9 protein-coding genes and 1 pseudogene are annotated in these 11069 nt (G+C 41.1%); 2 read left to right on the top strand and 8 right to left on the bottom strand.

The window, feature by feature from the left end; genetic code table 11:
• A pseudogene (locus tag RZO55_RS03105) lies at positions 1-468 on the top strand (collagen-like protein); the annotation flags it as partial.
• Positions 469-515: 47 nt separating this feature from the next.
• Here the strand turns inward: RZO55_RS03105 and cls are convergent.
• Positions 516-2066 (bottom strand): cardiolipin synthase, encoded by a 1551-nt coding sequence (cls, locus tag RZO55_RS03100; protein ID WP_318062825.1) that lies wholly within the window; start codon positions 2064-2066, stop codon positions 516-518.
• Positions 2067-2240: 174 nt separating this feature from the next.
• Between cls and RZO55_RS03095 the strand changes: the two genes are divergently transcribed.
• On the top strand, positions 2241-3347 hold the full coding sequence (locus RZO55_RS03095) for a DUF362 domain-containing protein (RefSeq protein WP_318062824.1): 1107 nt from the start codon (positions 2241-2243) through the stop codon (positions 3345-3347).
• Positions 3348-3379: 32 nt separating this feature from the next.
• Here RZO55_RS03095 and RZO55_RS03090 read toward each other — a convergent pair whose 3' ends face one another.
• The 7 genes from RZO55_RS03090 to RZO55_RS03060 form a co-directional block, all read right to left on the bottom strand.
• Entirely contained in the window at positions 3380-5299 is a 1920-nt protein-coding gene (locus tag RZO55_RS03090) for an LTA synthase family protein (RefSeq protein WP_318062823.1), read from the bottom strand.
• Between the two features lie 120 nt (positions 5300-5419).
• Positions 5420-5908, bottom strand: a complete 489-nt coding sequence (locus RZO55_RS03085; RefSeq protein ID WP_318062822.1) for a zinc-ribbon domain-containing protein — start codon at positions 5906-5908, stop codon at positions 5420-5422.
• 87 nt (positions 5909-5995) lie between these two features.
• Positions 5996-8137: a DUF6449 domain-containing protein gene (locus RZO55_RS03080; RefSeq protein ID WP_318062821.1), complete on the bottom strand. Its 2142-nt coding sequence runs from the start codon at positions 8135-8137 to the stop codon at positions 5996-5998.
• Entirely contained in the window at positions 8112-9011 is a 900-nt protein-coding gene (locus tag RZO55_RS03075; RefSeq protein ID WP_318062820.1) for an ABC transporter ATP-binding protein, read from the bottom strand. Before RZO55_RS03075 ends, RZO55_RS03080 begins: the two co-directional genes overlap by 26 nt.
• Positions 9008-9403, bottom strand: a complete 396-nt coding sequence (locus RZO55_RS03070) for a GntR family transcriptional regulator (RefSeq protein WP_318062819.1) — start codon at positions 9401-9403, stop codon at positions 9008-9010. Before RZO55_RS03070 ends, RZO55_RS03075 begins: the two co-directional genes overlap by 4 nt.
• A gap of 92 nt (positions 9404-9495) precedes the next feature.
• Positions 9496-10290, bottom strand: a complete 795-nt coding sequence (locus RZO55_RS03065) for a DUF4397 domain-containing protein (protein ID WP_318062818.1) — start codon at positions 10288-10290, stop codon at positions 9496-9498.
• Between the two features lie 159 nt (positions 10291-10449).
• The coding region (locus RZO55_RS03060; protein ID WP_318062817.1) for a thiamine pyrophosphate-dependent enzyme at positions 10450-11069 on the bottom strand (620 nt) is incomplete at its 5' end.

The raw sequence follows: 11069 nt of genomic DNA, 5'->3' as shown, positions 1-11069 counted from the left end.
GGACCTACCGGACCTACCGGGCCTACCGGACCGACTGGTGATACCGGACCTGCCTCACAGTTAAGAGGCATCGAAGTACAATTAACAGGAACAGCAACAACAACTGTAGAAGATGGCAGTCCAGTCATTTTTAATACAGTGCTAGATGACCAAAGTTTAAATATTTCCTATAATACAGCAACAGGTGTAGCAACCATCACGGCTCCGGGAATTTATTATGTATCATGGTGGATTTCCACAGATGGTGCAGGACTTTCCACATTTGTTGAATTTACAACTCAGGTAAATGGCAGCGGCGGAGTTGCCGCAGATTCACCAAGCGTAACTGGTCAGATTAATGGTTCCGCACTTGTGACAGTAGGTGCAATTCCTGCCACAGTGGAAATTATTAATACGACTGGCCAGCCAGTGTTCTTTGGCTCAACTCCGGTTATCGCTCATATGATAATTCTTGAAGTTGCTGTGTAGTATATCTTTAGATCGGAAAAAGCGCCGGAAATTCGGCGCTTTTTCTATTACATAAGCGGTGAAAAGAGCCTGAGAGCCCGTCCCGCAAACCTTTCATACCAGGGTTGATTTGTTATGTCTTCCAAAGAAATTCTTCTGCATAAAGACAGCGTTTCCTGATAATCCCGTTCGATCTCATCGATTATTTCGTTGCGGTAAAGATACGTTCCGCATTCAAAATGAAGATAGAGACTTCTGAAGTCCAAATTAATCGTACCCACTGCAGCCTTTATATCATCACTTGTAAATACTTTTGCATGGACAAAACCAGGAGTATATTCCCATATCTTAACACCCGCCCGGATCAGCTCTCCATAATGTGATTTAGCAAGCAAAAATGCATATTTTTTATCCGGAATATGAGGAAGGATGATAGAAACATCAACGCCTCTTTTAGCAGCATAGGAAAGAGATTTAACCATCTCATAATCAAGAATCAGATACGGAGTCATGATATGCACATATTGCATGGCATTATGAATGATGTCAAGGTAAATCTCTTCTCCAACCGACTCCTTGTCAAGCGGACTGTCTCCATAAGGAATCACAAATCCATCCATACGAAGCTCAAGAGGATAAAAATATTCCGGATCCTTTAAATAATTATGGTAATGTTCCGGTTCTTTCTCAGATATATTCCACATCTGGAGAAACATCATGGTAAAGCTGGTCACTGCCTCCCCCTTCAGCATGATACCTGCATCTTTCCAGTGCCCAAACCGTACTTTTCTATTGATGTACTCGTCTGCCAGGTTAATTCCTCCTGTAAACGCGGTATGTCCATCAACCACAAGAATCTTTCTGTGATCCCTGTTATTCTGGTAACTGGACAAAACCGGCCTGACAGGAGAAAAGACTTTTGCCTTAAATCCCTTATCCTGCAGAGTTTTCATATAATTACGGGGAAGAAAAGCAAAAGACCCCATACCATCATACATAATTCTCACTTCTACTCCTTCCCTGCATTTTTGCTCCAGCAGTTCCAGTATAGAATCCCACATTTCCCCTTTTTCAATAATAAAAAATTCCAGAAAAATAAATCTCTTTGCTTCTTTCATCTCCCTTTTCATGGCTTCGAACATTGCCTCACCAGATGGAAAGTATTGTGCATTGGTATTTGCATAAACTGGATAATGACCGTACCGTTTTACATAATGGGCAAGATTAGCGTTCCTCCTGCTGACTTTAGACAACTGTTCTAAAACCTTTAAATTCTGTTCCAGATAGCACTCTGTCTCATCCATACGGAACTTTAACTTCTTTTCCATAAACCGTTCTATCATGTGTAGCTCCACCAGCATGTAGAAAAACGTGCCAAACACCGGCACTGCCGCAACAGGAATCATCCAGCTCATTTTAAAACTGGGATTCTCCTCTTTATTTAATATATGGATGATCACCACTGCGCTGAGCAACGTAAAAGCTCCATAAAAATACGCCAGATAAAAACTCAGAAAGCGGAATGCTGCTGCCAGAACAAGGATTTGTATTGAAAGTGAAACAACCGCAAACATTGACCTTCCAAAAATGATACGCAGCATCTTTTTTAAATATTTCATCCTATGTACCTCCTACTGCTAATTTATTAACAGCGTAGATTCTATTATAACGCCAGGACAGTATTCTTGCAAGAGTATGCCAAACAGCGGAAAGGTACAAATAACTTTTATTGAAATCTCCATTTATTTACAGTATAATAGCATAATAATAAAATTTATCAAAAGGAGACTTCAATGGAAAAATCTAAGGTTTATTACACAAATTTTCATACCACATTCCGTGAAAACCTTCCCCAGAAACTTGCCCGGCTCATTCAGACATCTGGTATGCTGGATCAGATTCAGTTTCAAAATAAATATACTGCAATAAAAATTCATTTTGGAGAATTGGGCAACTTATCATTTTTGCGTCCCAATTATGCAAAAGTTGTGGTTGACTTAATCAAATCAGCTGGCGGTAAACCATTCTTAACAGATTGCAACACCTTATATGTTGGAAGCAGAAAGAACGCCCTGGATCATCTGGATACCGCATATGAGAACGGATTTTCCCCTTTTTCCACCGGATGCCATGTTCTGATCGCCGATGGTCTGAAAGGAACGGATGAAATTCTGGTACCCATAGATGGAGAATACATTAAAGAAGCAAAGATCGGGCGGGCTGTTATGGATGCGGATATCTTTATCTCTCTCACCCATTTTAAAGGCCATGAAAGTACAGGCTTTGGAGGAACCTTAAAAAATATAGGAATGGGCTGCGGTTCAAGGGCTGGAAAGATGGAAATGCATAATGCAGGAAAACCTCATGTAACACAAGAAACGTGCATCGGCTGCCATGCGTGCGAGAAGAACTGTGCACACGACGCATTTTCTTTTCAGAACAAAAAAGCGTTTATTGACAGCAGTAAATGTGTCAGCTGCGGCCGCTGCATCGGCGTCTGTCCAGTGGATGCCATTGAATCAGACTGCGATGAATCCAACGACATATTAAACTGCAAAATTGCGGAGTATACCCAGGCAGTCTTAAAGGACCGCCCCCACTTTCATATCAGCCTTGTAATGGATGTATCCCCTTACTGTGACTGTCATTCGGAGAATGATATTCCTATCATTCCGGATGTAGGTATGTTCGCTTCGTTTGACCCCGTTGCACTGGATGCTGCCTGTGCAGATGCAGTAAACAAACAGCCCGTTATGGCGGGAAGCATTCTGGAGAAGCACGGAAACCATCACCACGACCATTTTAAGGATACTCATCCCAGTACAAACTGGAAAACTTCCATCGAACACGCTGGAAAGATTGGACTTGGAAATGCCCAATATGAATTAATCTCAATCTAAGGAAAACGAGAGGGAGGATAACCTCTCTCTCGTTAATCAGACCAACCCATATGATATACTCCAGCGTCACTTAACGGGACTTTGTCCTTTCCAATCTGCCAGACTGATATCTCACTGCCAGCAGTCTTTTTTTCTGAAACATCCTTGGCTATAATCAGCTGCGGCCACACAAACGTAGTGTCTACTGCTTTTCCATCAAAGCATATTTTAGAATAAGGAGTAAAATTCTCCCCATATATCAGCAAATTAGAATCATTATATACCACTTTATCAATTTTAATTTTATCGATTCCCATCTTTAAATCAGTCTTTAAATACGGAGTTTTACCCCCGTATACCTCATGCTCTCCGTACAGAATATCGTATTCCAGATTTTTCATGTCCTCCAGATAGCTTTCCTCATTTTTATTCTCACCGTTTAAATATTTCTGGTGAAAGCGGATCATCGTACCTTCATGAATATTCAGCATATTAAGAACATGGGAAGACATCTGATATGCTTCCACATCCTTTTTTACCATGGGTAAATTCATATTATTCCAGATAACATATTCCGTCTGAAACAGAGAGTGATTCTTCATATCATTCTCACTCCACTCAAAACCAGGAAGATGGTCGCCATACATAACCAGTACAATCGGCTCTTTGCGCGTCCTTAACGTATTTACAAGGGAACGGATAAATGTATCCATCTCATTAATCTGCTGGCAATAATACTCAAAATTTGGATATTTCCCGTGACCCTGAACAGATATGGTATAGATGTAATCAGGTCCAGGCGTCGAATCCAATGTCTTTATGATCTCTCCTGTTAAAATCTTATCCTTACACCACCCGGTAGGATTCCGCTCAATATTATTCATATATTCAATTGGAGTAAATGTATCAAATCCCAGCTGGGCGAACACCCGGTTCCTGTCATAAAAGGTGGCTTCGTTGTTATGAATGGTGTGAGCCGTATAACCCAGATTTTTTAAATCAAATGCCGTGCTTTCACAGGAGGTCTTTTTTAAAACCGTCTTATATGGATACTCACCTGGTCCGAAAAAGTCCAGATTCATGCCCGTTATGGATTCAAATTCCGTATTGGCAGTACCTGCTCCAACAGAGGGAACACTTATATATCCCCCGGGGTACCTTTTTTGCAGCTGGTGGAAAAAGGGTATAGGATCATAAGATACCGGATTGTTTTTCCACAAAGTGGGATCAAAAAATGATTCCAGCTGAATCATGATTATATTGGGTTTGGTATTCGCTGTGATTGCATAAGTATTCTCAGGTACCAGTTCCTCCGACTGTATAGCTTCCAGTGTCTCAGCCCCATATCCTTCCGGCTTTGAAATTCCAGTATTAAAAACAGAATTGGAAAAACAATAAGGAAATCCATAAGTTTTAAAGCCCTGTCCGATATTACCAAAACGAACCGCAACAAGCCCCAATTTCATGGCGCCGCTTGTAATACCAAGTACCAGTGCTGTACTTAATAAAATCACTGCCAGCCCAGGCCAGAACCGTGTTTTTTCCTGACTGACCGGAGCTTTTTTCCAGACTCCTGCCAATAGAACAAGTGCCAGTACGCCTCCCACTCCCATAAGTACAAGCTGCATCCAGGTAAAATAGACGTTAGCCAGACTCATGGCATACTTCACCAGACGCAGATCAGCCGCTGTAAATGGGGTTGTACGGAAAATAAGCAGAATACCGTTTACCATTCCCATAAAAATCCATATAAACGAAATCATAAAACAGGCAAAAGCTTTTCGCCTTGTAATGAATATAATCGTATAAGGAAGAAGAATAATTAACGTATTAAGCAAAAAGATAAATAAACTATTCCATATATAAGATCCCAGATTGAACAATGACTTCCTGCTTGCCAGTTCAATCACAATATTGATGCCTGCAGAAAGAGCCAAAAGCTTCCACAGCCATCTAAAATATACTTTCATCATATCCCTCGTTTTCTAATCATTTAACTGACCGGGTTTAGTCTACCACATTTTACAGGAAATTTACACTCTTTTTTTAATTATAGGCATAGAAAAGGACCGGATCAAGTCCAGTCCCTTTTTCTATATCTGATCTTCCGTAGGTTCAAATACGTCATCATTCACCGCGTTGATACCGGAATTAAAGCTTACTTCCTCTGCTGATGCAGACTGCTCTTCTTCAGCCATATCCTCTGCATCCGGTTCCGGCTCTGCTGCCGCTTCCTTCACAGGTGCTCCGCACTTTCCACAGTACAGGGAACTTTTTGGAACCTTAGCTCCGCACTCGGCACAAATACGGCTTCCTTCGCTTTGGGTCAGTTCAATCTCCAGAGCGGCAATTCTTGCCCGGCTGGCTCTGACAGCTTCATAAGCCTTGGTATAAGCTTCTTTTGGCTCACTGTTGTCTTCATAATAAAGTTTTCCGATGACTGCATAAGCCTCTTCCAGCTTAGTTTTTTCTGCACCGATCTGTGTCTTCAGCTGTATCGTCTCAGTCAATGCTTTCGCCTTCGTTGCAACCTCTTTGCCGGTATCACTAAGTGTCTTTCCCAGCTCTTCAAAAAATGCCATCCGTGATTCCTCCTTTGACTTTTGCTCCTACTATTGTAACTTTATTGGAAGAAAAAGTCAATGAAAGACTGATGAGCCGCAGCCCGTTTACTGCTTAAGCAATTCTTTTACGGAATCAGGAAGCAGGTCAACAGGCACGGTGTACTGAACCTCATAAAGACTGTTCCCAGCACTGCTGCTAACAGTGAAACTGACCCTTTCAGAGTTCCAGATACCAAACGGATTCATTCCGGAATATTCTTCAATTGCAGACTCACTCATGATCTGAGCAATCATCTGCGGATCTGTAACCTTAAAATACCGTAAACTGTTGGTTTCGTAGGTAGGTTTATCATAGTAGTAACTGTTTAAATCAATACTGATTTCATGAATATCTTCAATAGAAGTCCAGTTGTCAACATCAAGCTGGCATTCTTTTAATAATTCCAGCGTATTTGTAAACGAGGGATATACCGGATAATAACCTCTGGATGTTACATCACTATATTGCCAGGAACTCTGATTGGCCTCTCGTCTGCTATCCGCTTCAGCCTGCATGCTGGTCATAAACTGTATGGATGCAACCGGGTTTTCTTTGGTCATGGTTTCCACTTTTAACTGCCCAAAGTCCTTCTGATATGCCTGCAGAAGTTTTTCTGTCATGGCCTTATCCGTACCGTTTCGGTCCCGGCTCACGATGCGGGACTGTGAACCCCTGCTGACCCTTACTGCAGCGGTGTTTTCAGCAGTCTGGCTGAATATGGGATATACCGCCTGAATGAAATTTGGATCTTCATAAAGCTGAACCAGTTCTTCTTTTATCTCTGATTCATCAATGGAATAACTGCGATAAACCTCTTTTCCATTCTTCAAGTCGTATTTTACGGAAAAATCGTGTACCACTCCTCCACGCCGTGTTCTCCAGCCACCTTCATCCCAATCTCTTTTTTGGTTATTTTCAACTACTTTTTTTATTAGTGAATATGCTGCTTTATTATCCTTAAGTTTCATATGACTGAAAATATAATCATCCGCACTCTGATATTCCCAGTGATACTCACCCTGACCATCCCGAACGGCTTCTCCATAAGATACCCAGTTATTTTTATCTGTAAGGGAAACTGCCATGCTCTCTATGGAACTCTCCTGCGGAATAAAACTATCGTATCCGAACAAATCTAATTGAAATCCGGCAAATACCAGCGCAGCCACCAAAGCGGAGGCAATCATCTGCTTCCAGTTTGAGAATAATTTTCTAAAGTCAAAATTATAAATGATCTCAATAACACAATGGGATAAAAACATCCCGCAAAATAGCCCGAATACCGCCCAGCCATAATCGGAACGAATCAAATAGAAAAAGAAACTTCCGAACAGAGCGGATAAAATAACAATGGGTATCCTGATGAGCGGCATACTGATTTTAAATGCCATAGCCTTCTTCGCAGATTCAGAACCTCTTTTCCTGTACAAAAGCAGACAAAGAAAGGTAAACAGGATAAATAATACTACTACAATAATGATCTGAGGTACAGTCGGCCTATTTTCCGCAACGTTGGAGATAAAGATTGCATATGGAGAAGATTTCTTTAAAAATGGCAGAAACAGCTCTTCCCCGCCTTTATAGCTGGTATGAAAAAAGTATCCATAGCATCCCTGTAAAACCAGCAGTAATGCAGCAAAATATCCTTCGAACACTACAGTACCAAATATACCGACAATTACACTTCCCGTCATGATCATCGCCAGCACTGTAACAGCATAGATCATAGCATAATGCAGCAGAAAAAGTAAGAATCCTGTAAGTGCAGTACCTATAATTTCCGCAGGGAGGATACCATAAGCGGCGGCTACTCCCACAGACAGAACAATATTGACACCATAGGCTGCTGCCACAATTAAAATACCGTTGACGTAATTAGCCCAGAATAAATGATTCCTGTTCACCGGAATTCCATGATAGAAATCAACTTTTTGCCTGGAATGGAGATAGGAAAAACTCGTCACCCCCATAATAACGGATAAAACTATGATCAGAAAAACCATCCAGCCATTCTGAAATCCCAGAAATTGCTGTAATTCAGAAATCATATAAGCTTTTACGGAATCCCGTTTCACGTAATCTCCAAGTATCATGGCAACCGACACCGGCAAGGAGAAGAAAAACATCAGGAAAGCAAGTGTAACCGCCCAAAGCCTTCGCTTTATATCTTCGTTTATCAAATTAAAAAATAAGCTTCTTGATGTCATATCCTGCCACCTCCGTCTCACTTATAAATATTTCTTCCAGTGATAAGGGAATCATCTCATAGAAAACCGGCTGATAGGATTCCATTATTCCAACAACCTCTTCCTTTGTCCCCCGCACTGTCATAGTATAGAGCTTACCTCTTATTTCTGTCTTAATCCGGTCCAGGGATACTAAATCTGCATCTGTCATCCCTTCCTTCAAAACACATTGAACCTTATGAATATTCAGCTTTAAATCGTCTAAATCTCTGGAGAGTAAAATACCGCCCCGATGCAGCAATCCGATATGATCACAGATATCCTCAAGCTCCCTTAAATTGTGGGAGGCAATAATTGGGGTCAGATTTCTTTCCGCCATGTCATTAGCAAAAATGCTCTTCACTGCCTGACGCATGACTGGATCAAGTCCATCAAATGTCTCGTCACAGAACAAATAATCCGTGTTGGCACTGATACCGCATGCAACAGACAGCTGTTTCTTCATACCCTTTGAAAAGGTATGTACCTTTCTTCTCATCTCCAGACCGAAATTGCCAATCAGCTTTTCAAAACGCTTACGGTCAAAATCCGGGTAAACTTTGCTGTAGAATTCCATCATATCCTGTGGAGTTGCATTATTAAAATAATACTGGTCATCTGATATATAAAAAAATCTTCTTTTCACTTTCTCATTCTCAAAAACAGACTCTCCATCTATTGTTACAATTCCTTCGTCTGGTTTTAAAATTCCGCTTAACAGCCTTAAAAAAGTACTTTTCCCTGCACCGTTGGTGCCGATCAATCCAAAAACATTCCCATCTTTTATCTCAGCACTAACATGATCCAATGCCATAATGCCGTCAAATTGTTTTGTTAAATTCTCTGCCTGAATCATTCGTTTGCTCCTCCCCCTGATTTTGTTCCTATTATCGTCCATTCCTCTGCCACCCATGAATGGGCCTTATCTTCTTTTATACCTGCACGCTTTGCTTCCTCAATCCAGCTGCTCAGTTTCTTCTTTAATTCACTGTTCTTCAATGCACGAATGGAGCTGGTATCCGCTACAAAGCTGCCTTTCCCTTTCACAGAATAGATAAATCCTCTACGTTCCAGCTCGGTATATGCTCTCTGAATCGTATTAGGATTAATCGATAATTCAGTGGCCAGGCTTCGCACAGAAGGTAACTGGCTGTCTTGCTCTAAAACACCACAAATCATAAGGTCCTTTAATTTCTCCACAATCTGTTCGTAGATAGGCCTGCGATCTTTATAATCAAGCAGAATCATAGTTCACCTCTTTCTTAACTGTACCAACACATTTAATACACTTAATATAGCAGATTGCCTCCGATTTGTCAATCGGAGGCAGTAAAAATTTGTTAATTTCTTCGATCTTCCACAATCAGAATCCGAATCGCGTTCATTGCATCGCTCCAGTTAAATACATATAATGTATAGGCTGCATTCCCTCTGATGTAAATATTGGAAGTAAGCAGAATATTTTCACTTTGAGCGTTGCCGTTCATAACAGCAACCAGATAAAAACCAATTTTCTGGTATTTAAAACCAGTAAGCTCTTTATAATCTACCTCCTTAAAGGTAAGCTCACCGCCATTTAAAATGACATTTACTTTTCTGTTGGTAATGGACAGATTACAAACCCTGAAACATCCGGTATTAATACCGCCATTGCAGTACATATCCTGAATTTCCATAATTTCAAGACCAGAATCGGAATTGATGACTGCTATTGTTATAGCCTGCCCACGTAGAACCTCTATCTCCTTCTCCAGATAAACGTATCCGTTCTGTCCTTCCACGGTCACTGTCTGCATCTTTGCAGATACTCTTCCGTATTGACTCATATCCCCATTATCCAGCCCATTTACTGCCAGCTGCTTATTAATATAGATCTGAAACGGTTCGTAACCTGCTGCAGCATTTAAAAATCTTACCAGACCGTTTTCAGTCGTATCGCAATTATAACACGGTATAATCGGCTTAGGAAATACCGTTATAACAGAAGTCCATTGTTCATCTGTATCAGAATTTTCGCCTGGATTACGTTCTAAAGGCCAATCCTCTCTAAGATCCGGAGCAGGCTTATTCGCTTCCTTGTCAGGATCGGGGTTTTGATCTGTATTTGTGCCATGCATATAATAAATAATACCCATACAATCCCTCTTTATTATTGTTATATAGTAAGTTTATTCCGTGAACAATCCTCAGTGCCTGTCTTGTATCAATCCTCCGTGTTTTATTACTATTATGCACGAAATATGACAAAAAGGTGCACCCGATTTGATCGGATGCACCTTTTTGTTACAAATTAATTAATCGTTGCCGTATAAGGTAACCAGCTTCTGAAGATATTCAAATCTTGCTTTTGCATCTTCCTCATTCTTGGAGAATAATTCAGCTGCTCTTTCTGGATTCTTCATTACTAAGGATGCGTAACGAACCTCACCCTTTAAGAATTCCTGGTATCCTTCCAGTGCAGGAGCCTTGCTGTCTAAGGAGAACTTCTTCTCAGCAGCAGGATTGAAACGGAAGTTATTCCAGTATCCGCACTCTACAGCAAGCTTCTCTTCTGTCTGTGCCTTTGACATACCCTTCTTGATACCATGGCTGATACATGGAGCGTATGCGATAACTAAGGATGGTCCCGGATATGCTTCTGCCTCTGCAATTGCCTTAACAGTCTGGTTGTAATCAGCACCCATAGCTATCTGTGCTACATATACATAACCATAGCTCATAGCAATGCTTGCAAGATCTTTTTTCTTGGTGTCTTTTCCGCCAGCTGCGAACTGTGCTACCGCACCAGTCTTAGTAGCCTTGGAAGACTGACCGCCTGTATTGGAATAGATCTCAGTATCAAATACCATGATATTGATGTCCTTACCGCTTGCAAGAACGTGGTCAACACCACCGAAACCGATATCGTATGCCC

This window comes from Clostridium boliviensis (assembly GCF_033342255.1).
GTDB lineage: Bacteria > Bacillota > Clostridia > Lachnospirales > Lachnospiraceae > Lacrimispora > Lacrimispora boliviensis.
This window is presented reverse-complemented; position numbering and strand designations above follow the sequence as displayed.